16 protein-coding genes and 1 pseudogene are annotated in these 22,741 nt (G+C 46.2%); 13 read left to right on the top strand and 4 right to left on the bottom strand.

Going from position 1 to position 22,741, the window contains the following annotated elements; genetic code table 11:
* From BN93_RS08385 to BN93_RS08365, 5 genes and pseudogenes are all read left to right on the top strand, one after another.
* Positions 1-667, top strand: a pseudogene (locus BN93_RS08385) (DNA translocase FtsK); the annotation flags it as partial.
* A gap of 85 nt (positions 668-752) precedes the next feature.
* Positions 753-1,364: a LolA-like putative outer membrane lipoprotein chaperone gene (locus tag BN93_RS08380; RefSeq protein WP_019187893.1), complete on the top strand. Its 612-nt coding sequence runs from the start codon at positions 753-755 to the stop codon at positions 1,362-1,364.
* A gap of 36 nt (positions 1,365-1,400) precedes the next feature.
* The gene (locus BN93_RS08375; protein ID WP_232211146.1) at positions 1,401-2,918 is read left to right on the top strand and encodes a DUF5687 family protein; all 1,518 of its coding nucleotides are present in this window, start codon (positions 1,401-1,403) and stop codon (positions 2,916-2,918) included.
* A 149-nt stretch (positions 2,919-3,067) separates the two neighbouring features.
* The gene (recJ, locus tag BN93_RS08370) at positions 3,068-4,816 is read left to right on the top strand and encodes a single-stranded-DNA-specific exonuclease RecJ (RefSeq protein ID WP_044260218.1); all 1,749 of its coding nucleotides are present in this window, start codon (positions 3,068-3,070) and stop codon (positions 4,814-4,816) included.
* Positions 4,817-4,824: 8 nt separating this feature from the next.
* Positions 4,825-6,756: a RecQ family ATP-dependent DNA helicase gene (locus BN93_RS08365; RefSeq protein WP_019187890.1), complete on the top strand. Its 1,932-nt coding sequence runs from the start codon at positions 4,825-4,827 to the stop codon at positions 6,754-6,756.
* A 1,767-nt stretch (positions 6,757-8,523) separates the two neighbouring features.
* On the opposite strand, the gene BN93_RS08355 is transcribed toward BN93_RS08365, so the two are convergent.
* Positions 8,524-8,991 carry a hypothetical protein gene (locus BN93_RS08355; protein WP_009229526.1) on the bottom strand — a complete coding sequence of 156 codons (468 nt, stop codon included), beginning with the start codon at positions 8,989-8,991 and terminating at the stop codon, positions 8,524-8,526.
* 223 nt (positions 8,992-9,214) lie between these two features.
* Here BN93_RS08355 and BN93_RS17560 point away from each other — a divergent pair, with 223 nt between their 5' ends.
* Positions 9,215-9,388, top strand: coding sequence for a hypothetical protein (locus tag BN93_RS17560; protein ID WP_019187887.1), 174 nt, complete (start codon positions 9,215-9,217; stop codon positions 9,386-9,388).
* Between the two features lie 104 nt (positions 9,389-9,492).
* Here BN93_RS17560 and BN93_RS08350 read toward each other — a convergent pair whose 3' ends face one another.
* Positions 9,493-12,033: an endonuclease MutS2 gene (locus BN93_RS08350; protein ID WP_019187886.1), complete on the bottom strand. Its 2,541-nt coding sequence runs from the start codon at positions 12,031-12,033 to the stop codon at positions 9,493-9,495.
* A gap of 194 nt (positions 12,034-12,227) precedes the next feature.
* Positions 12,228-12,617 carry a large conductance mechanosensitive channel protein MscL gene (gene mscL, locus BN93_RS08345; RefSeq protein ID WP_009229528.1) on the bottom strand — a complete coding sequence of 130 codons (390 nt, stop codon included), beginning with the start codon at positions 12,615-12,617 and terminating at the stop codon, positions 12,228-12,230.
* A 195-nt stretch (positions 12,618-12,812) separates the two neighbouring features.
* On the opposite strand from mscL, the gene gap reads away from it, so the two are divergent.
* The 3 genes from gap (at position 12,813) to BN93_RS08330 (ending at position 15,802) form a co-directional block, all read left to right on the top strand.
* A complete protein-coding gene (gene gap / locus BN93_RS08340; RefSeq protein WP_009229529.1) occupies positions 12,813-13,832 on the top strand; it encodes a type I glyceraldehyde-3-phosphate dehydrogenase in 1,020 nt (339 codons plus the stop codon).
* 82 nt (positions 13,833-13,914) lie between these two features.
* Positions 13,915-14,865 (top strand): tRNA (adenosine(37)-N6)-dimethylallyltransferase MiaA, encoded by a 951-nt coding sequence (gene miaA / locus BN93_RS08335; RefSeq protein ID WP_019187884.1) that lies wholly within the window; start codon positions 13,915-13,917, stop codon positions 14,863-14,865.
* A gap of 4 nt (positions 14,866-14,869) precedes the next feature.
* The gene (locus tag BN93_RS08330; protein ID WP_019187883.1) at positions 14,870-15,802 is read left to right on the top strand and encodes a diacylglycerol/lipid kinase family protein; all 933 of its coding nucleotides are present in this window, start codon (positions 14,870-14,872) and stop codon (positions 15,800-15,802) included.
* Here BN93_RS08330 and BN93_RS08325 read toward each other — a convergent pair.
* Entirely contained in the window at positions 15,799-16,503 is a 705-nt protein-coding gene (locus BN93_RS08325; RefSeq protein ID WP_009229532.1) for a Crp/Fnr family transcriptional regulator, read from the bottom strand. The two genes, BN93_RS08330 and BN93_RS08325, sit on opposite strands and share 4 nt — an antisense overlap.
* Before the next feature lie 254 nt (positions 16,504-16,757).
* On the opposite strand from BN93_RS08325, the gene BN93_RS08320 reads away from it, so the two are divergent.
* From BN93_RS08320 to BN93_RS08305, 4 genes are all read left to right on the top strand, one after another.
* The gene (locus tag BN93_RS08320) at positions 16,758-18,704 is read left to right on the top strand and encodes a glycogen debranching enzyme N-terminal domain-containing protein (protein ID WP_084768735.1); all 1,947 of its coding nucleotides are present in this window, start codon (positions 16,758-16,760) and stop codon (positions 18,702-18,704) included.
* A gap of 18 nt (positions 18,705-18,722) precedes the next feature.
* Entirely contained in the window at positions 18,723-19,991 is a 1,269-nt protein-coding gene (locus BN93_RS08315) for a glycosyltransferase family 4 protein (RefSeq protein WP_044260215.1), read from the top strand.
* Positions 19,992-20,015: 24 nt separating this feature from the next.
* Positions 20,016-21,416 carry a glycoside hydrolase family 57 protein gene (locus BN93_RS08310; protein ID WP_019187879.1) on the top strand — a complete coding sequence of 467 codons (1,401 nt, stop codon included), beginning with the start codon at positions 20,016-20,018 and terminating at the stop codon, positions 21,414-21,416.
* A gap of 281 nt (positions 21,417-21,697) precedes the next feature.
* Positions 21,698-22,624, top strand: a complete 927-nt coding sequence (locus BN93_RS08305; protein ID WP_009229536.1) for a hydrogen peroxide-inducible genes activator — start codon at positions 21,698-21,700, stop codon at positions 22,622-22,624.
* Positions 22,625-22,741 lie beyond the last annotated feature (117 nt).

Raw genomic sequence — 22,741 nt, 5'->3', positions numbered from 1 at the left:
GACGAGTTCGGCGACCTTATCATGACTGCCGGCAAAGAAATAGAGTTGCCAATAGCACGTATTGCACAGCTTGCGCGTGCCGTAGGCATACACATGGTGATAGCAACCCAACGCCCAACAACGAGTATTATCACAGGTAACATCAAAGCTAACTTCCCTGGACGAATGGCTTTCAAGGTGAGCGCAATGATTGATTCGCGTACCATTCTCGACCGCCCAGGTGCCAATCAGCTTATCGGGCGCGGCGATATGCTTTTCCTTAACGGCAACGAGCCTGTTCGTGTGCAGTGCGCATTTGTAGATACGCCCGAAGTTGAGCGCATCAACAGGTTCATTGCAGACCAACCTGGCCCAATAGAGCCAATGGAACTGCCCGAACCAAACACCGAAGAGGGTGGCATGGGTGGTGGCGGAACGGCCGACATGAACAGCCTTGACCCCTACTTCGAAGAGGCTGCTCGCGCCATTGTTATCTCGCAACAAGGCTCAACAAGCATGGTTCAAAGGCGTTTTTCCATTGGATACAACCGCGCAGGGCGACTGATGGACCAGTTGGAGGCGGCTGGCATCGTGGGCATAGCGCAAGGCAAGCAAGCCCAGAGAGGTGCTCATCACCGACGAAAACACGCTTAACGCCCTGTTGGCTAAGCTGCGTGGGGCAGGATAAGTCCGCGTGTTGCCCTGCCATATCGTGCCAATCGGCACAACAAAACAGAATTATCACATAAGGATATATAACAAATAACACAGCTATGTTGAAGAAAGTATTATTATTGATTTGCCTTTCGGTGTTTGTTTTCAATGCAGCCAAGGCACAGAAGGATAACGATGCCCGTAAAGTGTTGGACAAAACGGCCGCCATTGTAGGCAATAAAGGTGGGGCTTTGGCCAACTTTAAGCTGTCGAATGGCAAGTTGGGAGCCATCAGCGGAACCATTTCCATCAAGGGAAACAAGTTCTATGCGCGCACATCGAAGGCCACAGTATGGTTCAATGGCAAGACACAATGGAGTTATCTGCCCTCAACCAACGAGGTAAATGTTAGTAATCCTAACCAGAGTCAGCAGGCAGCCATGAACCCTTACACCTTTATTAATATGTATAAGAGCGGCTACAACCTGTCTATGAACAAGGTGGGGCGCGACTATCAAGTGCATCTTGTGGCCGAAAAAGGCAACAAAGGCATTCCCGAACTCTATGTTTTGGTAGACGCTACGTACAAACCCAAACAGGTAAAGATGAAACGTGGCGGCGAATGGACCACCATAACGATAAGCAATTTCCAGCATAAAAACCTCTCCGACCATCTTTTCAGCTTTAATTCAAAAGACTTTCCCAGTGCCGAAGTGGTGGATTTGAGGTAAGCCAAATCCATTAACACCTTTGCTTTCGTAACGTTTATGCCGATGAATCGCCTGCAATTATACCGCACTTTATACAGACATCGTTCGTTATCCATGCGCCGCGCCTTGGACTACGAGCACAATCGTTCGGCCAAATACCTATTTTATATAGGCTATATAATGGGTTTCGCGTATATGTTGTTTATTGCAGTGCTGCTTTCTTTGAAGGTTAACAACATGCGCGACACCAACGCGGCTGGCCTAATAGTGGGCATTTTGCCTATCATCCTGTTGGTAGACCTCTTTATACGTTTCACCTATCAGCAAACGCCAGCACAGATAATCAAGTGCTATGCACTGCTGCCGTTACCCCGAAAGGTTTGCATTGAAAGCTTTATAGGTGCCTCGCTCTTTAATCTAGGCAACACATGGTGGTATGTATTGTTTGTCCCCTATTGCGTGATGTCGGTGGTGTTCAGCTATGGCTTGCTTGCAACCATCTTGCTTTTGGCATTTATTGGATTAGCCATCTTGCTTAACAGCCAATTGTATGTGCTTTTCCGAACCCTCGTTTCGCAGTCTTTATTATGGATATTGGGGCTTTTAACCGTGTATAGCCTTTTGGCAATACCCATGATTTTGGGTGGAAACGGCTCGTTTGCATCGTCACTTTTCATTTATTCACGCCTAGGTATAGCCTTGTCGCAAGGCGAAATGTGGCCGTTACTCATTGTTCTAGCTCTACTTATAGCTGTGGTTTGGCTGAACAGAGAAGTGCAATTCCGTGCCATTTGGCGCGAGTTGACCAGCGAGAAAGCTGCAACCAAGGTCGATGGGAAAGACCGATTGGCCTTTCTCAGGCAGCACGGTGCGATTGGCGAATACGCTCATTTGGAGTGGAAATTGATTTCGCGCAACAAGTTTCCGCGCAAAACGTTCATTTACAGCTTTTTTCTGATAGCACTTTTAAGTGTTGTCATCGCTTTCACGCAAGCCTACAATGGCGATGGAATGGTGCGTTTTTGGTGTTCCTACAACTTCGTCATACTAGCTCTCTCAGTCTTGTCGCGACTGTTAAGCATGGAAGGAAACTATATCGACATGCTTATGGTACATCCCAACAGCATTTATTCGCTTTTGCGAGCCAAGTATTATGTGTATTGTGGCTTGCTTATAGTGCCCTTTATGCTTATGCTGCCAATGGTGTTCGTAGGTAAGGCCAGTTTGCTTATGTTGTTGGGATTCGGTCTTTTTGCAGCCGGATTCCAGTTCTTTGTTTTCTTCCAGTCGGCCGTTTACAACAAGCGGACTCAAAAACTTAACGTCTCGCTCATGTCCAGCCGAAATATGGAACGTAACTATCTGTACATCTTCGTTTGCCTCTTGGCACTACTTACCCCCGTTATATTCGTAGGCACGCTTTCCATTTTCTGTCCCCCCGCGGTCTGTTACTTATGTCTTAGTGTCGTGGGACTTATCGGTATTGCCACCCACCGCCTATGGATAAGGAACGTTTACGTGCGGATGATGACACGACGGTACGAAAACATGGAAGGATTTAGAACTTCCAAATGATAACGCGCATGGCATTGCAGGGCAAAAGAACCAAAGGTTTTCAGCCAGCCCACTGCAAATGTCATAGATATTTTGTAACTTTACAGCATATTATGCGGTTCGTTTATTGAACCGCCATTAAGGATAAGAATCAATAAACCAACACGATAATGCACTTTAAATGGATATACGAACCGCTTTCGCCACAAATGCAATCTGCGGCAAAGGAATTGGGCGAGAAACTCAATATGAGCACAATTCTAGCTCAATTGCTCATACGTAGGGGCATAACAACAGAAAGTGCGGCCAAGCGTTTCTTCCGTCCGCAGCTCAACGACATCATCAACCCCTTTCTGATGAAAGACATGGACGTGGCCGTAGACAGGCTTAACGATGCCATGGGACGTAAAGAGCGCATCATGGTGTATGGCGACTACGATGTCGACGGATGCACATCGGTTGCCCTCGTGTATAAATTCCTTCAACAATTCTACTCAAACATCGAGTATTACATACCCGACCGCTACGAAGAAGGCTACGGCGTTAGTCGCAAAGGCATAGATTATGCTCGCCAATCGGGCGTAAAGCTTGTTATCATCCTCGACTGCGGAATTAAGGCCATCGACGAAATAGCTTACGCCAAATCGCTGGGCATCGACTTCATTATATGCGACCACCACGTTCCCGACGAAGAGATGCCGCCAGCAGTGGCCATTCTCAACCCCAAACGCCCCGATGACCATTATCCCTTTAAGCACCTTTCGGGCTGCGGGGTGGGCTTTAAGTTCATGCAAGCCTTTGCCAAAAACAATGGCATTCCTTTCTCGCGACTCATTCCCATGCTCGACTTATGCGCCGTTAGCATAGCTGCCGACTTGGTGCAGGTGGAAGAAGAAAATCGTATTTTGGCTTTTCATGGGCTGAAACAACTCAACCAAAACCCAAGTTTGGGCTTAAAAGCCATCATAGATATATGCGGACTTTCGGGTAAAGAGATTTCCATGAGCGACATCGTATTCAAAATAGGGCCGCGCATCAACGCATCGGGGCGCATGGAGAGTGGAAAAGAAAGTGTGTCGCTGCTGGTAGAGAAAGATTACAACGTGGCTTTGCAAAGCGCTAAGCACATTAACGAATACAACGAGCAACGCAAAGACATCGACAAGCAGATGACCGAGGAGGCAAACCAAATTGTTGCCCGCCTAGAAAGTCAGAAAAAGCAGTCGAGCATTGTACTATACGATGAGAATTGGAAAAAAGGCGTGATTGGAATCGTTGCCTCACGACTCACAGAAATTTACTTCCGACCCACTGTTGTCATTACCCGCGATGGCGATTTTGCCACAGGTTCGGCTCGCAGCGTCATGGGGTTCGACATTTATTCGGCCATTAAGAGTTGCCGCGACTTGCTCATTAACTTCGGCGGACACACCTATGCCGCAGGACTAACCATGAGATGGGACGATGTTCCGCGTTTTGTAGAACGCTTTCACCAGTATGTAGACTGCCATATACTGCCCGAACAGACCGAGGCCATACTGCACATTGATGAGATAATAGACTTTAAGGACATCACCAAGAAGATGCACCACGACTTAAAAAAGTTCTCGCCCTTCGGTCCGGGCAACCTTAAACCGCGCTTTTGCACCAACAATGTTTACGATTATGGCACCAGTAAGGTGGTGGGGCGCGAGCAAGAACACATCAAGCTCGAACTTATCGACTCTAAATCGAGCAATGTGGTAAACGGCATTGCCTTTGGCCAGAGTGCCTCGGCACGCTATATCAAGTCGAAACGCAGCTTTGACATAGCCTATACCATTGAAGACAACGTGTTTAGACACAACAACGTACAACTGCAAATAGAAGACATTAGGCTTACCGAAAGCGACGAGAACGACGAACACAATGCCCTTTAACTGCGCCTATGGAAGAAACTAACGGCACGCAAACCGCCCACGATGCGTTTAAACGAACGTTGCGCGAGTATTGGGGCTACCCCGATTTTCGTGGCATTCAGCGAGACATCATCGAGAGTATCGCCCAAGGAAAAGATACGCTTGGACTGATGCCCACGGGCGGTGGAAAGTCTATCACCTTCCAAGTGCCTGCTCTGGTAATACCTGGCGTATGCGTGGTGATAACCCCTTTGATAGCCTTGATGAAAGACCAAGTTGACCATCTGCGGCAGAAAGGCATACAGGCGGCCGCCATCTATTCGGGTATGAGCCGTCGCGAGATAATCACAACGCTCGAAAATTGCGTTTTTGGTGGCGTAAAACTCCTCTACGTGTCGCCCGAACGATTGTTTTCGGACATCTTCAAAACCAAATTCAAGCACATGGAAGTCAGTTTCGTCACCGTAGACGAAGCACATTGTATCAGCCAATGGGGTTACGATTTCCGCCCTTCTTACTTAGCCATTGCCGAGGTTAGAAAGCTTAAACCCGATGTTGCGGTGCTTGCCTTAACAGCCACTGCCACTCCCAAGGTGGTTGACGACATTCAAGAGCGATTGGATTTTAAGCAAAAGAACGTGTTCCGAATGAGTTTCGAACGTTCAAACCTGGCCTACATCGTTCGCGATGCTATGGACAAACACACCGAACTCATACATATTCTCAACGCCGTGGCTGGTTCGGCCATCGTTTATGTGCGCAGTCGCAAGCACGCCAGCGACATTGCCTCCCACATTTCCTCGGCAAACATCTCTGCAACCTTCTATCATGCAGGCCTAGAACCTGCTGTAAAGAACCAACGACAAAACAGCTGGCAGCAGAACGAGGTGCGAGTGATGGTGGCCACTAATGCCTTTGGCATGGGCATAGACAAGCCCGACGTGCGCTTGGTGGTGCACATGGATTGCCCCGACTCTATTGAAGCCTACTTTCAAGAGGCGGGTAGGGCAGGGCGCGACGGCAAAAAGGCTTATGCCGTGTTGCTATGGAACAATAGCGACCGCAGGAAACTGAACAAGCGCGTGGCTGAAACCTTTCCCGAAAAAGAGTATATAAAAGAGGTGTACGAGGATTTAGCCTACTATTACCAAATAGGTGTGGCCAGCGGTGCAGGCTATTCGTTCGTATTCGAGATAGACAAGTTTTGCCGAACGTTTAAGCATTTCCCTGTGCAAACGCATTCGGCATTGCAGATTTTGGAGCGGGCAGGCTACATACATTACGAAATGGACCCAGAAGCAAGGGCAAGAGTGATGTTTAAGCTCGGGCGTAACGACTTGTATCGCCTAGATGAGGGGAGTGCGTTTGAAGAGGCCGTGATTACTGCTTTGCTAAGAAACTACGGCGGATTGTTCAGCAATTACGTATATATAGATGAAAGTTTATTGGCACAAGAGGCCGAACTGACCACACATCAGGTGTATGTGATACTAAAAAATCTAGCCCAGCGCAACATCATCAACTTTATTCCGCAACGCAAAACACCGTTTATAACCTATCTGCGTGATAGGGTAGACGGCGAACGGGTTGTGTTAAGCAAGGAGATATACGAAGAACGCAAGGCGCAATATGTTGCTCGCATCAATGCTATGCAGGCTTACGCCACAAATGGGGATGTTTGTCGAAGTCGCCAACTCCTTATATATTTTGGCGAAGAGCGACACAAAGATTGCCAACAATGCGATGTTTGCTTGGAACATGCCTCGTCCGAACCTAGCAATGGGCAAACAATCACGGCTCGTAACGCCATACTAAATTTGTTGAAAGATGGCGAACGGCACCATATAACCGAACTTCACAAGCTAAACTTACCTCAAAAGGGTTTAGATGTGGCACTCGAATACCTCATTCACGAAGAGGAAGTACGCCTTGATGGTAGTTTCCTTTATATTTTAGAGTGAGGTTATGAGTTTTGTGAGGTTATGAGTTTGTGAGGTTAAGGACTTATAAGTTTATGAGTTTATAAAGTTATAAGTTCATCACATTGCGAGTTATAGTTTTAAGTCAACATTAGTTCGTTAACTCGTCTACTTGTCAACATGTCCACTTGTCCACTCGTCCACTCGTCTACTTGTCAACTTGTCTACTTGTTAACCCGTCAGCTTGTCAGCTTGTCAACTTGTTAACCCGTCAGCTTGTCTACTTGTTAACCCGTCAGCTTGTCAACTTGTGCAGCATGCCTAGCAACCGCTTGCGCAGGCTGATAGTAAGCATACGCGTTTTCAGTGCTGTTGCCCATGCGCGTGTATACAGTATTATCTTTTTTTGTCTAGTTATTAGTAAGAAATTTAACATTGTGAGTGCCCTTTCTGCTCACCAATCGCTCACCTTGCCGCAAAAAATCGATTCTCGCGAAGGTTGGTTTTGATGCAAAAAGTGTTGTTATGTGAATGCTAACAAACTGGATATTTATTCCAATGAACCGCCCTTTGTATCAGTTTTTGGGCTATTTGCAGCAAAATGCACTGCAATATGCCGCAAAACACAGTGCGTTTTGATGCTAAATGCGAGGTAAAATGGTGCTAAATGCAGTGCGTTTTGCTGCAAAACGCAAGGTGAAATGGTGCTAAATGCAGTGCAAAATGGTGCTTAACGCAAGGCAAAAAGCATAAACATACACGACAATGGTATAAATATGACCCTTTCGAACCATGAAACACGTGGCTGAAAAGGGTGAAATAGTCGCCTAAAAGTGGGTTTTTAGGGTCTAAAGGCGAGTCTTTGGGCATGAAAAATTATGAGTCAACGACCAATCTAGAAAGGCTAAATGGTGCAAAATGCAGCTTTTGTTCTCAAAAATAGACAATGGAAAAGGTGTGAAAGGCTAGAAAGGGTGACTTTTTACCAACTTTATAGCCTATATTTTCGCTAGAACGGAGTGAAAATCAGAATGGATTTGTAAAATAAAAAATAAGTATTTAAGTTTTTGAGTTGATGAGTTGATGAATTATTGAGTTGATGAGTTGATGAATTATTGAGTTGATGAGTTGATGAATTATTGAGTTGATGGTTGGGTGAGTTTGTGGGTTTGAGGGTTGATATGAATTTATAAGTTGGTGATTGGGTGAGTTTGTGAGTTGATATGAGTTTGTATGTTGATGAGCTGATGAGTTGAAGTGCTGATGAGTTTTTGAGTTGACAAGTTTGTGAGTTGATGTTTTTTGAGTTGATAAGTCTGAGAGTTGACATGCCGATGGTTGATTTGTCCTGCACATCGTATATGATTAGGAGTGTTTATCTTGTGTTGGCATCACAAAGACGGCAAACTTTTCTCAATTTATAAAACATTAGAAACCAAGACGACTTCAATACATAAAGATACTCATGTTTCAGTTAGTTATGCCAATCTAAGAACCTTTTTGTTTCAGACTTTCATTAATATATGCTTGTGGTTCTGCACTTACGGAGCTTTAGTGAGTGGTAGTTAAAAGTGCGCATTAGTTTGTCTATTGACCTTTCAAAAGGGCATGTTTTACCCACTAAGTTACAAAATAAGTTCAAAAGGCCGTGTTCCAGGCCCTATAATATTATAGTGGGGAGGGACACAGCCTTAATTCGTGGTGATGTAGCTTGCGCAGGATTTAAATCACTGCCCTAGCTAACACCACCACTTATGGATATGTTACAAATAGTTGTCTAACGCTGCATATTAAGCTGCTTTCCTTGAATTATTTGGCTGTGTTGGGCTTTCCTTCGTACTTTCCTGCTACGGTCCTTGTCTTTTTTCCCAAAGTTTGCGCTAACTGGAACGTTATTTTGTAAACGCCATCTTCGTTCTTACTTACCGTAAATTGACTTCCTCTATCTAACTTAGCCGTATTATCGAAAAGAGAACTAGTAATACCACTAGATTCGCAATGAACAGTTTTACCATAATCCTTGGTGGAGAGCGATAAGTTAAGCGTTTCTAACGGTCTTTCATTCTTCTCTATTGATTCTATTCCCAATACAATGATTGCATCTTCATCAGTTTCTTGGGCAGTCATGCTGACCACCTTAGTTTCTTGACCATCAATTTTTACAGTGTTAGATTCATCGTCGTCATCACTGCCGCAAGCGGTGAAAACAGTAAACGAAGCGAGGAGCATCATTGTCAATGCAATGAGCTTGGATGTTTTAGAAAATGTTGTTTTCATAAATGTTTTTTTAGTTTTTCCATGGTGTATTAATGTTGAATCATGATATTGTAGAGGAGTTCTGCGCCAATCCCCATGGTGATTTGTCTGGAAATCCGCCACAACTTACGCTGCAAAATTAGTGATTTAATTTTACATCTTCATCATAAAAGCAACTTTATTTTACAATAATCTTCAATCTTCTTCGCTTTATCCTATTTATTGTTCAATTTAAACGAGAACTATGGATGAACGTCTCCTGATTGTAGTAGAAATGGAAGTCACCGCATTATATGTTTACTTTAAAAGGGGGTTGAAAGAAAAGGACACCTTATATATAAGGCGTCCTTTGCAATTGCTGCTTGATGCAGGCATTCATTTTATTTTTATCAATGGCCATAATATGATTATGGTGTGATTTCAGCCAACTCTTTTCTTGTTCCTCGAAAGATATGTTTACTGCCACAGCCATGTTCAAGTAAACTTAGCCTTGGACGTTTATGTGTGATGAGAACATTCAACTTATAGGTCGACCACCGTAATGCCTGCACCGCCGAACTGCACATGCTCGTCTTTAAATGATGTTACGTTGGGTACGGTGGCTAGGTACTGTCGGATAAGTTGGCGAAGAATGCCGTTGCCCTTGCCGTGGAGGATGCGCACACGGGGCATGCCCACAAGAATGGCATCGTCGATGAAGTGCATCACGGCATTAAGTGCCTCGTCGCCACGCTCGCCTCTGATGTCGAGATCTTGGTGAAAGTGGCTCTTACGTTCGTCGATAGTTTGCCGCGTTCCTTTACTCATGGTGTATTGTTGGGCCTGCTCTTTCTCCGTTTGGGTAGCCAGTTCAAGTCGTTTGACGTCCATTTTAGAACGCATACCCCCGAACACCACCAAGGCCATGCCGTTATTGTCGAGCGATTCTACACGCCCAACGGTTGAAAGGCCTTTCATCTTAACAGCATCGCCAGGCTTAATCTCGCCCGTGGGCGACTGTTTCTTATTCACGGCCTCCCTTATTTGTTCGGCAGCTTTCTTCTGTTTCTCGGCCTTTTCCTTAATATGTTTTTCGTGCCTTTCCTTTCTTCGCTTTATCTGTTCAATCTTCTTGGCGATAAACTCGTCGTTGGCAGCCGCATCAACTTGTTCAACCGAGGTGCGGAACTCGCTCAGTTCTTCGCGAATGCGTTTAGTGCGTTCCTTTTCGGCTTGTGCCTCCTTAATCTCACGGATGGTAGTTTCTATACGTTTGTTGCTTTCGCGGAGCAGTTCTTCGGCCTGTTCTTTCGCCCGTTTCAGTACATCTTTCCTTGTTTTGCCAATCTCCTCAATGTCTTTTTCATAACGTTCGATGGTAACTTGCAATTCTTTCTCTTGTTTGTGTATGGTGGCTCGCTTGTTTTCCCAATAGCGTTTGTCGCGCACAATGTCTTGCAAGTACTTGTCGCTCTGTATATAGTCTTCGCCCACAATACGCGATGCATCTTGTATTACCTCTTCGGGCAGACCTATTTTGCGTGCAATCTCGATGGCAAACGAACTTCCTGGCTGTCCGATAGACAGCATAAAGAGGGCCTGCATCTCCTTTCTATCATAGAGCATGGCTCCATTGGCCACGCCATCGTGCGTATCTGCAAAATGTTTTAGGTTTTGATAGTGGGTGGTGATGACGCCAAACGCACCCTTGTTACAAAACTGGGTAAGCACAGACTCGGCTATGGCACCACCGATGAGCGGTTCGGTGCCCGTTCCGAACTCATCGATGAGGATGAGGGTCTTATCGTTGGCATGCCTCATCATCATCTTCATGTTGAGCAGATGCGACGAATAGGTGCTGAGATCGTTTTCGATACTTTGCTCGTCGCCAATGTCTATCATCACGTTTTGGAACACGCCCACCCGCGAAGTGTCGCCCAGGGGTACGGATAAGCCACATTGAACCATGTATTGGAGCAGACCTACGGTTTTAAGGCACACGGACTTGCCACCTGCATTGGGGCCAGAAATGATGAGTATGTGCTTTTGTGGAGTGAGTGTAACATCAAGAGGTACAACCCTTTTGCCCTGTTTCTCTAACGAAAGCCTTAATAGCGGATGTACGGCTTGCCCCCAATCGATGAGCGGTTTGTTGCTTATCTGCGGTTCGATGGCCTTGAAGGTTCGGGCCAACTCTGCCTTGGCACGTATAAAGTCGATGTGCGCCAATAGCTGATAAGAGGCCGTCATGGGGGCGATGTGTGGCCTAATGTCGTTGGACACCTCTTTTAATATGCGTACAATCTCCTTTTTTTCGTCTGCCTCTAATTCTCTTATCTTGTTGTTTGCCTCCACAACTTCGGTCGGTTCGATGTATACCGTACGCCCAGAGGCCGACTCATCGTGGACGATACCGCCGATTTTGCGTTTCATTCCAGGCAAAACGGGTATCACAAGTCGCCCCTCGCGTATGGCAGGCGTAACGTCTTTCTCTACCAATCCCTCTTGTTGAGCATTGCGGAGGATAGAGTTGAGGATACGCGAAACACTTCCTTCGGTTTGCGCCAGCTCGCGCCTGATGCGCGCCAGTTCGGGCGATGCACTGTCTTTTATCTTTCCAAACTTGTCTACAATCTGCGTAATGCGGCGCACAATGTCGGGAAAGGTGGCCACATCTACGGTTAGCAGTTGGAGTGAAGGATAGGGAAAGCGCGCGTTTTGACCCTCGATAGCCACTTGGCCCTCGGTGGTACGGTTGAGAAACCGCACTACTTGGTGGATGGTGTCGAGCGAACGTAGCAGGTCGAAGAGTTCTTGCTCATCGAGATGTGTCCCTTCGATGCGCAGGCGCGAAAGGGTGGGGCGCAGGTCGAAGAAGTATTGAAGGGGGAAATCTTCGGCTTGGGTTTGCAAAAGCCTGAACTCGCGCGTTTGCGTAAGCCATGTTTGTATCTCGTCGGCATTGTGGCTCATGGTCATATCGTCTACCTTGGTGGTGCCAAGTGTAGACAGACATTTTCCTTTTAATAAGGTTCTAACCTCGTTAAAGCCAATTTTCTGCTCAAAATTATTCGGATAAATCATACTGCAAAATTACTTCACATTATCGAATTGGCAAAACCAAAGGAAGAAAATACTGCTTTAAAGTTAGGTGGGATGTTGTGAGGACTCAGGTTTAGCATAGCGTCGTTATGGATTTTTTGTCGCATTTCACCAATAAAAAAGCACCCGACGAATGTTCGACAGGTGCTTTTGTGGGTTTGTTGAAACTGTGATTATTACTTGTTTTTGAGCAAGTCGCGAATTTCTGAAAGCAGTTTTTCTTCGTTGCTGGGCTCTGCTGGTGCCTCTGGAGCAGCAGGTTCTTCTTTCTTTCGCGAGAGAGAATTGATGCCCTTGATGAGCAAGAAGATGCAGAAAGCTATAATCGTGAAGTCGATAACATTCTGGATGAAATTGCCATACATGATTTTAGCTTCACCAATGGTGATAGACAACCCCTTGAAATCCAACCCTCCGATTAGCATTCCGATAACGGGCATCAGCAAGTCGTCTACGACAGAAGAGACGATTTTGCCGAAAGCTCCGCCTATGATAACGCCGACTGCCAAATCCAACACGTTACCCCGCATGGCAAAGTCTTTAAACTCGTTTAAAAATTTACTCATTGTTTTTTTGTTGTTGATAATAATTATTTGTGAAATCCAATGCAAATATAGAAATAAATTCGTAACTTTGCGGTGCAATTGAGGAAAAAAAGCATTGTTTAGGCTAACATTTTGATTTGTTAAACCATTTTGTAATGTCAACTTGCTAAATGCCCCCACACGCATATTTTTAACCCATTAAAAATAAGAACAAAGATGATTAAAATTGGTATTAACGGATTTGGCCGTATCGGTCGTTTCGTTTTCCGCGCTTCTCTCGAAGAGGCTAACGCTAAAGAAGTGCAAGTTGTTGCTATCAACGACCTTTGCCCTGTAGACTACTTGGCATACATGCTGAAGTATGACACGATGCACGGTATCTTCAATGGCACTATCGAGGCAGACGTTGAGAAGTCGCAACTCATCGTAAACGGCAACGTTATCCGTGTAACCGCTGAGCGCAATCCCGCCGACTTGAAGTGGGGCGAGGTTGGTGCAGAATATGTTGTTGAATCTACCGGCTTGTTCCTTTCTAAGGAAAAGTCGCAAGGACACATTGATGCAGGCGCTAAGTATGTTGTTATGTCGGCTCCTTCTAAGGACGATACGCCCATGTTCGTAACTGGTGTAAACGACAAGACCTACGTAAAGGGTACGCAATTCGTTTCTAACGCTTCTTGCACCACCAACTGCTTGGCTCCTATCGCTAAGGTGTTGAACGACAAATGGGGTATCACCGATGGTTTGATGACGACGGTTCACTCAACCACTGCTACACAAAAGACTGTTGACGGTCCTTCTATGAAAGACTGGCGTGGTGGCCGTGCCGCTTCGGGTAACATCATTCCTTCTTCTACTGGTGCTGCTAAGGCCGTAGGTAAGGTTATCCCCGAATTGAACGGCAAGCTCACGGGTATGTCTATGCGTGTTCCTACACTCGACGTTTCGGTTGTTGACCTTACCGTTAACTTGGCTAAGCCTGCTAAGTACGAGGAGATTTGTGCTGCCATGAAGGAAGCTTCTGAGGGCGAACTCAAAGGTGTTCTGGGTTACACCGAGGATGCTGTGGTTTCTTCTGACTTCTTGGGCGACCCTCGCACCTCTATCTTCGACGCCAAAGCAGGTATTGCTCTTACCGATACCTTCGTGAAGGTTGTTTCTTGGTACGACAACGAAATTGGCTACTCGCACAAGGTTGTTGAGCTGATTAAGCACATGGCAAAGGTTAACGGCTAATTATTTTTAGCGTTAAACTGAACAAAAACGAGCCGTCCTATAAGTTAGGACGGCTTTTTTTATTACCTTTGCCTTTGTGAAGATGATAACGATATTGGGTCCAACTGCCTGTGGCAAAACTGCCTTGGCTGTTAATCTTGCCGCCAAAACGGGTGGCGAGATTATCAGCGCGGATAGTAGACAGGTGTATCGGGGCATGGATATTGGTACAGGTAAAGACCTGTCTGAATATAATGTGGACGGCAAACAAATTGCTTACCACCTTATAGATATAGAGGATGCAGGGCAGAAGTATAACCTATTTAGGTTTCAAGAAGACTTCAACGCCGCATACGAAGACCTTACCCATAGGGGAGTGCTGCCCATATTGTGCGGCGGAACGGGTCTTTATATGGAGGCGGTGCTGAAAGGTTACGCCTTGTCGCCTGTTCCACAAGACGACAACTTGCGCAAAAAACTATCCGCACGAACGTTAACCGAGTTAAAAGAGCTGTTGATATGGTTGAAGGCAAGGAACGGTTCGGTAATGCACAACGAAACGGATGTTGATACGGTAAGTCGTGCCATAAGGGCAATAGAAATTGAATTTCACAACTTACGCCGTCCCGTTGATACACGGAGGCTGCCAGCCGTGAGTTCGCTCATCGTGGGATTAGACGTTGACAGAGACGTACGCAGAGAGCGAATAACTACTCGACTGAAAGCCAGATTGGAAGAAGGGATGGTAGAAGAGGTGCGTGGACTGCTTGAAAAGAACGGCATTGCGAAAGAAGACCTGATGTACTATGGGCTGGAATACAAGTACGTTACGGCCTATGTGGTTGGAGAAATGTCGTACGATGATATGTTCAAGAAGTTGGAGATAGCCATTCACCAGTTTGCCAAACGGCAGATGACGTGGTTTAGAGGCATGGAACGGCGTGGGTTTAACATCCACTGGTTAAACGCTAGCATGCCAATGGCCGACAGGCTAGCGCAAATTGAAAGGTGGATGGAAAAAGAAGACGAAACTATTTACGGAAAGAGAAGATAATAGTATGGCAGCAAACAAGAAATGGGCAATATTGTACTGTCCCAAGAAAGGGATGTACAGCAGGGGAGTTCGTTGGAGCAGGGTGGAACGTAGCCTGATGGACAACGGCATCGACTTTGACTATGTGCAGAGCGAAAACGCCAATAGCGTTGAGCGATTGATAACCATGTTTATCGAAAATGGTTATCAAACCATAGTTGTTGTTGGGGGCGACTCCGCCCTTAACGATGCTGTTAATTGCCTGATGCGCGTTGATAAAGAAACGAGAGACGGCATAGCGTTGGGCGTTATACCCAACGGACTGATGAACGACTTTGCTCATTTCTGGGGAATGAAGGACGGCGATGTGGACTCTATCGTGAAATGGTTGAAGAAAAGACGCGTAAGGAAGATAGATTTGGGCCTCATTCGCTATATTAATAAGGAGGGGAAGAACTGCCGGCGATACTTTCTGAATTGCGTAAACGTTGGGCTGATTGCCACCATCATGAACTTGCGCATGCAAACACGACGCCTTTTTGGGTCGCGTACCTTGTCTTTCCTTTTCTCTTTCGTGCTACTGGCCTTCCAAAGGCTAGAATATAAGATGCGTTTGAAAATTAATGAAGAAGTGCTGAACCGCAAGATAATGACCATCTGCGTTGGAAACGCTTTGGGGTACGGTCAAACGCCCAATGCAGTTCCCTACAACGGATTATTGGATGTGTCGGTAGTGTATCATCCTAAGATGATGAAATTGTTTGAAGGTATTTACTTGTTTTTGCGTGGTAAATTCTTAAATCATCGTAGCGTGCACCCTTATCGCACACGCATGGTTGAATTCATGGATGCCAATCACGCCTTGGTTGGCATTGATGGAAGGCCGATGAACACGCCCGTTGGCGAGTTTAAGATTTTGGTAGAGCAAGAAGTGATAAACTTTTTGATACCCGATTAACCCAGTTTGCTAACTTTGCGCAACTCTTCGTCTTGCATGATGCGTATCTTGCGGCCGTCTATTGCAACCATGTTTTCGGCAGCAAACGAGGACAATGTGCGTATGGCATTGCTTGTTGTCATGTTTGACATGCTCGCGATATCTTCTCTGCTGAGATATATGTTTAGTGTGTAGCCGTCTTCTTCCACTCCATAGCTGTCTTTTAAGAACAACAGCGTCTCGGCTAGTCGCCCTCGTATGTGCTTTTGTGTAAGATTTATCGTTCGCTCATCAGACGAGCCTAGCAATCTTGCCAAATGCCGAATGAAGAAAGACGAGACGGCCGTGTTTTCGTGAATGAACTTCACCACCAATTTGATAGGTATGAAAGCAACGACGCACGTGTCGATGGCCATAGCCGAAGTTTTATATTCTTCGCCTGCGAAGAAAGCCCGATAACCGAAAAATTCCACAGCCTTAATAGCGCGGATAATTTGACTTCTACCATTAACGCCATCCTTATATACCTTAACCTTACCCGACACAAGGCACATCACTTCGTGTGGAGATTCACCTCCTCTATATATGATGTCGTTCTTTGTAAATGTAACAATCCGCACATTGTCGGCCAACAGTTCTTGTTGGGCTTTCGAAAGGGGAGCCCAGTGTTCGGAAATGATACCAATCACTTCCTCCCTTGATACTAGAATTTTAGCTGTCATAATTTTCCTGGCTTTACTCAGTCTTGTAGTGATTAACAGAATTGCATACAAAATTACACATTTTTCTTCTAAGGAGCGGGTTTGTTGTTCTCTTTTTTATCTGAATGAAGTAGAAAAAAGGTTATTTTTGCAATTTCATCAGCTTTTATTTGTGTTAAAGCCGATATTTTTGTACTTTTGGCGGATGAAGAGTTGACATCCTAACCAATCTTCTGAACTTGATGACTAACAATTAAACCTTAAAGTATAGCTATATGGGTTATATACGATTTGAAAAATCCCTCATGACCAATCTTGAGGAAACGTTACCTAAAGAGTTGCTGCGGACTAATCGGTCGGGAGCGTATGCTTGTTCGTCTATACTAGATTGCAATACGAGGAAGTATCATGGCCTACTCGTTCTGCCAATTTCTGAAATCGACGACGACAATCATGTGCTGCTCTCTGCACTTGATGTCTCTGTGGTTCAACACGGCGCAGTGTTCAATCTTGGGGTGCATAAGTACCGCGGAAACACGTACAGTCCTAACGGACACAAATACATCCGCGAGTTCAACTGCGATAAGGTGCCCACAACCTTGTATAGGGTTGGGGGAGTGCTGCTGAGAAAGGAAATGGTTTTCCAGCACTTCGAGGACCGGATACTTATTCGATACACCTTAGAAGATGCGCACTCGGCCACCACTCTGCGTTTCAAACCCTTCCTCGCATTTAGGAGCGTGCGGGAGTACACGCACGAAAACACCGTGGCGTCACGCGAGTACCACGAAGTGGAGAACGGCATAAAGACTTGCATGTATGCAGGTTATCCTGATTTGTTCATGCAGTTCAGTAAGAAGAATACGTTTGTGTTCGAACCAAATTGGTATCGTGGCTTAGAATATCCAAAGGAACAAGAACGCGGTTACGATGCCAACGAGGATCTTTATGTGCCTGGTTACTTCGAGATGAACATCAAAAAGGGCGAAAGCATCGTGTTCTCTGCCTCCATCAAAGAGTTTACAACAAAAGGCCTCTGTCAATTGTTTGAAGATGAGGTGAATGAGAGAAGCCCTCGCGACAACTTTCTCCACTGTTTGATAAATGCTGCTCACCAGTTCCATATCAGTGAGGGAGATGGTGACGAGTACATCCTAGCCGGATATCCTTGGTTCAAGTGCAGGGCACGCGACACCTTCGTCGCTTTGCCTGGTTTAACATTAGCCATTGAAGAAGAAAGTTATTTCGAGGCGGTTATGCGCACGGCGGAAAGAGGATTGCGCGAGTTTATGGACGACAAGCCCCTAACTGTCAAGATTGCAGAGATAGAACAGCCCGACGTTTTGTTGTGGGCGATTTGGGCCATACAGCAATATGGACGAGAAACTGGCAAGGAACGGTGCATTGAAAAGTATGGACAGCTGGTTAAAGACATCATTATATATATAAGGAGTAACAAGCATCCAAACCTTACACTCGACGACAACGGACTTATTAGGACCAACGGAAAAGACAAAGCCGTAACTTGGATGAACTCAACCATCAATGGCAAGCCCGCAGTTCCTCGCTCCGGATACATCGTAGAGTTCAATGCCCTGTGGTATAATGCACTGAAATTCGCTGCAACCATCGCCACCGACATGGGCGAACCCCACGAAACAGAGAACTTGGAAGAGATGGCCGAACGGTGTAAGAAAGCCTTTGTGGACACGTTCTTGAACGAATACGGCTACCTTTACGACTATGTTGACGGCAATATGGTAGACTGGAGCGTGCGTCCGAACATGATTTTCGCCGTTGCGTTAGACTATTCGCCATTAGAGTTGAACCAAAAGAAGAGCGTTCTTGATGTCTGCACGCGGGAGTTGCTCACCCCCAAGGGACTTAGAACCTTGTCGCCCAAGAGTGGAGGATACAATCCCATGTACGTAGGGTCGCAGCTGCAACGCGATTATGCCTACCATCAGGGAACCGCATGGCCTTGGTTGGGCGGATTTTACATGGAAGCGTGCCTCAAACTCTATAAGCGTACGCGCCTAAGCTTTATCGAAAGGCAGATGGTTGGCTACGAAGATGAGATGTTCTACCATTGTCTCGGAACCATTCCCGAACTATTCGATGGCAACCCTCCTTTCCATGGTCGTGGCGCAATATCGTTCGCCATGAACGTAGGCGAAATACTGAGAACTTTAGAACTACTTGAAAAATACTCATATCAATAACAACGGAGGAACTGAATAATGAAAGTACTAATGTTTGGTTGGGAGTATCCTCCTCACATCTTAGGCGGTCTTGGTACGGCAAGCTTTGGCATCACCGAAGGGTTGCATGCCCAAGGCGACATGGAAATAACTTTCTGCCTGCCCAAACCTTGGGGCGACGAAGACAAGAACGCCGCCAACATCGTGGCCATGAACTGCGTTCCCGTGGCATGGCGCGACGTAAACTATGACTATCTTAAAGAAAGGTTAGGCAACGTAATGTCTCCCGAATACTATTATGAATTGAGAGACCACATATATGCCGACTTCAACTACATGAACTTGAACGACCTGGGTTGCGTGGAGTTTTCCGGACGCTACCCCGACAACCTGCACGAAGAGATTAACAACTACTCAATCGTTGCAGGCGTAGTGGCTAGGCAGCAGTCGTTCGATATCATTCACGCACACGACTGGCTCACTTATCCCGCGGGAATTCATGCCAAGCAGGTGTCGGGCAAGCCGCTTTGCATCCATGTACATGCTACCGACTTCGATCGTTCGCGCGGAAAGGTAAACCCAACGGTTTATTCAATCGAGAAAGATGGTATGGACAACGCCGACTGCATAATGTGCGTGTCTGAACTTACTCGCCAAACGGTTATCAACCAGTACCATCAAGACCCGCGTAAGTGTTTTACCGTGCACAACGCCGTATATCCCTTGGCGCAAGAACTGCAAGACATTCCACGCCCTAATCACGATAATAAGGAAAAGGTTGTAACCTTCCTTGGACGCATCACCATGCAAAAGGGACCCGAATACTTTGTTGAGGCGGCCACTATGGTGTTGCACCGCACCCGAAACGTGCGTTTCTGTATGGCTGGCTCGGGCGACATGATGGACCAAATGATTTATCTGGCTGCCAACCGCGGCATTGCCGACCGGTTCCACTTCCCTGGATTTATGCGCGGCAAGCAGGTTTACGAGTGCCTCAAAGCCTCTGATGTATATGTAATGCCGTCTGTAAGCGAACCTTTTGGCATTTCGCCTCTCGAGGCCATGCAATGCGGTACGCCTTCAATCATTTCCAAACAAAGCGGTTGCGCAGAGATATTGACCAATTGCATCAAGGTAGACTATTGGGACATACACGCCATGGCCGACGCCATTTACTCCATTTGCCACAACGATAGCCTGTTCCATTACCTCCAAGAAGAGGGAAAAAACGAGGTAGACCAAATTACTTGGGAGAAAGTTGGTCTTTGGATACGCACGCTTTACGAGAGAACAATTAACAAGAACTAATGCAGCCTTTAAAACAATAAAACGATGAAAACGATATGTTTATATTTTGAGATACACCAAATTATCCATCTCAAGCGGTACAGGTTTTTCGATATCGGTACCGACCACTACTATTACGACGACTTCGAGAACGAACGAACCATAACCGACATTGCCGAACGCTCTTATATGCCTGCGCTAAATGCACTACTCGACATGATTAAGGCCAACGACCAGTACTTCAAGGTGGCCTTTTCACTTTCGGGCGTGGGCATCGAACAATTGGAGATGCACGCACCGCAAGTGTTGGACAAGCTGCAAGAACTAAACGATACGGGCTGTGTCGAATTCTTGGCCGAGCCTTATTCGCATGGTTTGGCATCACTCATCAACGAAGACAGTTTTGAGGCCGAAGTGAAGAAACAATGCCAAAAGATAAAGGAATATTTCGGACAAGTACCCAAGGTGTTGAGAAACTCTTCGCTCATCTATAACGACGACATTGGGTTGAAGGCTTCGCACATGGGCTTTAAGGGCATGTTAACCGAGGGAGCTAAGCACGTATTGGGTTGGAAGTCGCCCCATTACCTCTACCATTGCAACATGGCACCCAATCTGAAACTGCTTTTGCGCGACATCCGTTTAAGCGATGACGTGTCGTTGCGCTTTAACAACAGCGAGTGGGACGAGTATCCACTCTTCGCAGACAGGTATGTTGGCAAGATAGCAGCTTTGCCCGAAGAGGAGCAAGTTATCAACATCTTTATGGAGCTTTCGGCTTTGGGTATTGCGCAGCCCTTATCAAGCAACATCTTAGAGTTCCTGAAAGCCATACCCGTTTGTGCCAAACAGGCAGGAATAAACTTCTCAACACCCTCCGAGATATGTGCAAAGATGAAAAGCGTGGCCGCTTTAGACGTTCCGTATGCCCTGTCGTGGATTGACGAAGAACGCGATGTGAGCAGTTGGCTGGGTAATCCCATGCAACGCGAGGCTTTCAACAAGCTATATAGCGTGGCCGATAGGGTGAGAATTGCCAACGACTCGCGCATCAACCAAGATTGGGACTATCTGCAAGCCTCTAACAACTTCCGCTTTATGACCACCAAGAATACGGGAGTGGCTATCGACCGCGGCATTTACAGCAGTCCGTTCGACGCTTTCACCAATTATATGAATATCCTTGGCGACTTCATCAACAGGGTAAACAGCCTTTATCCCGAAGACATCGGCAACGAAGAACTGAATGGCTTACTCACAACCATTAAGAACCAAGGCGATGAAATAGAAATGAAAGAAAAGGAGATTGTTCGTTTGCAAACCAAAATTGCCAAGATTGAGGCCGAAGACGATAAGCTCCGCGCCATGCTGGATAAGGGAGAGGTGAAACCAAAGGCAAAGCGTGCCACTGCCAAGAAGGTTGCCCCAAAAACAGAAGGCAAGTAAAAGGGCAATAGGATAGCCTACATTCTTCCTACATACTTTTTACCAAGTGTTGTTGGTGCAACAAATTATTTTTATGTTCCCAATTGCCAGGTAAATTATTAGTTACGCGAGCTTAGGCCCTAGCCTAGGCTCGCGTTTGCATTCTGTCTACTGCCAGATGTAATACGGTTGGCACTTACTTGTTTACGCCATTGCCCATCTGCAAATCTTAATTATCAAGAAACTTTGGTGTTGTTGCTTTAATGTTGTAACTTTGTATCACGCAAAACAATATAGATAGAATGACTTTACAACAACTAGAATATGTGATGGCGGTGTTTAGGTTCCGCCATTTTGCCAAGGCTGCCGAATATTGTGGCGTTACGCAGCCAACATTAAGCTCGATGGTGCAGAAGTTAGAAGACGAGTTAGGACTGAAAATATTCGACAGAAAGAGTCAGCCCATCGCCCCAACTTCCACTGGACGATTGGTTGTGGAACAGGCATGGAAAGTGTTGCTGCGTGCGCGAAAGCTCAAAGAGACGGTGGAAGAGGAGAAACATTCCTTGCTCGGAACTTTCACCATCGGCATCTTACCCACCATCGCCCCCTATCTTATACCACGTTTCTTCCCTCAACTAATGAACAAATATCCCGATATGGATGTGCGCATCGTGGAGATGAAGACCGAAGACTTGAAACGGGCCTTGGTTCGGGGCGATGTAGATGCGGGCATATTGGCACAATTAGAGGGATTGGACGAGTTTGATAGCCTGCCGTTGTTCTACGAACAGTTCTTTGCATACGTGGCCGATGGCGACCCGTTGTTCAGCAAAGAGAGCATAAAAACAGCCGACCTAACGGGCGAATATCTGTGGTTGCTTGATGAAGGGCATTGCTTTCGCGACCAATTGGTGAAGTTTTGCCACCTTAAAGCAGCTTCGGCTGCCAAGAAAGCCTATACCTTAGGCAGCATCGAAACGTTCATGCGTATTGTTGAAAGCGGCAAGGGCATCACCTTCATACCCGAATTGGCCGTGCACCAGCTAGACGAAACCCACAAACGCCTTGTGCGCCCCTTTGCCATCCCTGTGCCAACACGCGAGATTGTGATGATAACCGGCAAGAACTTTATTCGCAAAACACTGCGCAGCCTGCTTGTTGAAGAGATACAAGCGAGCGTACCTAAGGACATGCTGACGTTGAGGCAGACGCAGAAAAAGATATAGAATACGTTTCTCTTTATTGCAAGTTCTGATGTAGCGGAGAACAATAAACGAACAACGTGCGTTTCGCTTGTATCGAAACGCACGTTGTTCGTTATAATGGGCAGTTCTGTATGGCCC

This window comes from Prevotella conceptionensis 9403948, assembly GCF_000312305.1.
Classification (GTDB): domain Bacteria; phylum Bacteroidota; class Bacteroidia; order Bacteroidales; family Bacteroidaceae; genus Prevotella; species Prevotella conceptionensis.
The sequence above is the reverse complement of the archived record's forward strand: the minus strand, read 5'-3'. Positions and strand labels throughout refer to the sequence as shown.

What these genes read in the sequence shown, in the direction of transcription:
- BN93_RS08380 (WP_019187893.1), top strand. Translation starts at nt 753, where the DNA reads ATGTTGAAGAAAGTATTATTATTGATTTGCCTTTCGGTGTTTGTTTTC.
- BN93_RS08375 (WP_232211146.1), top strand. Translation starts at nt 1,401, where the DNA reads ATGCCGATGAATCGCCTGCAATTATACCGCACTTTATACAGACATCGT.
- recJ (WP_044260218.1), top strand. Translation starts at nt 3,068, where the DNA reads ATGCACTTTAAATGGATATACGAACCGCTTTCGCCACAAATGCAATCT.
- BN93_RS08365 (WP_019187890.1), top strand. Translation starts at nt 4,825, where the DNA reads ATGGAAGAAACTAACGGCACGCAAACCGCCCACGATGCGTTTAAACGA.
- BN93_RS08355 (WP_009229526.1), bottom strand. Translation starts at nt 8,991, where the DNA reads ATGAAAACAACATTTTCTAAAACATCCAAGCTCATTGCATTGACAATG.
- BN93_RS17560 (WP_019187887.1), top strand. Translation starts at nt 9,215, where the DNA reads ATGGATGAACGTCTCCTGATTGTAGTAGAAATGGAAGTCACCGCATTA.
- BN93_RS08350 (WP_019187886.1), bottom strand. Translation starts at nt 12,033, where the DNA reads ATGATTTATCCGAATAATTTTGAGCAGAAAATTGGCTTTAACGAGGTT.
- mscL (WP_009229528.1), bottom strand. Translation starts at nt 12,617, where the DNA reads ATGAGTAAATTTTTAAACGAGTTTAAAGACTTTGCCATGCGGGGTAAC.
- gap (WP_009229529.1), top strand. Translation starts at nt 12,813, where the DNA reads ATGATTAAAATTGGTATTAACGGATTTGGCCGTATCGGTCGTTTCGTT.
- miaA (WP_019187884.1), top strand. Translation starts at nt 13,915, where the DNA reads ATGATAACGATATTGGGTCCAACTGCCTGTGGCAAAACTGCCTTGGCT.
- BN93_RS08330 (WP_019187883.1), top strand. Translation starts at nt 14,870, where the DNA reads ATGGCAGCAAACAAGAAATGGGCAATATTGTACTGTCCCAAGAAAGGG.
- BN93_RS08325 (WP_009229532.1), bottom strand. Translation starts at nt 16,503, where the DNA reads ATGACAGCTAAAATTCTAGTATCAAGGGAGGAAGTGATTGGTATCATT.
- BN93_RS08320 (WP_084768735.1), top strand. Translation starts at nt 16,758, where the DNA reads ATGGGTTATATACGATTTGAAAAATCCCTCATGACCAATCTTGAGGAA.
- BN93_RS08315 (WP_044260215.1), top strand. Translation starts at nt 18,723, where the DNA reads ATGAAAGTACTAATGTTTGGTTGGGAGTATCCTCCTCACATCTTAGGC.
- BN93_RS08310 (WP_019187879.1), top strand. Translation starts at nt 20,016, where the DNA reads ATGAAAACGATATGTTTATATTTTGAGATACACCAAATTATCCATCTC.
- BN93_RS08305 (WP_009229536.1), top strand. Translation starts at nt 21,698, where the DNA reads ATGACTTTACAACAACTAGAATATGTGATGGCGGTGTTTAGGTTCCGC.